We start from the raw sequence: 440 nt of genomic DNA on the forward strand, positions 1-440 counted from the left end.
CGGGAACAACCTCGTCAACATTGCGATGTCCTCCATCGCGACCGGGCTGCTTGCACTCTATCTCTCTCAGGGGCAAGCAGTCGCCATCGCGACGTTCGGTATTACCGCCATCGTGCTCCTGTTCGGCGAGAGCGCGCCGAAGAGCTACGCCGTCGAGCACACCGAGTCGTGGGCGCTGCGCATCTCCAAACCGCTCAAGGCTGCCGAGAAGGTGCTGCTCCCGCTCATCCTGCTGTTCGACTACCTCACGCGCGTCGTCAACAAAATCACCGGGGGGCGCTCCGCCATCGAGACCTCCTACGTCACCCGCGAGGAGATACAGGACATCATCGAGACGGGTGAGCGCGAAGGCGTCCTCGACGAGGACGAACGCGAGATGCTTCAGCGCACCCTCCGATTCAACGACACCATCGCCAAGGAGGTGATGACCCCGCGGCTGG

The 440-nt window shown here is 63.0% G+C and carries 1 protein-coding gene; it reads left to right on the forward strand.

Going from position 1 to position 440, the window contains the following annotated elements:
* On the forward strand, positions 1-440 hold a 440-nt coding region (locus C5B91_RS21745), incomplete at both ends, for a CNNM domain-containing protein (protein ID WP_119713054.1).

Source organism: Haloferax sp. Atlit-10N, assembly GCF_003586325.1.
In the GTDB taxonomy this organism is placed as follows: Archaea; Halobacteriota; Halobacteria; order Halobacteriales; family Haloferacaceae; genus Haloferax; species Haloferax prahovense.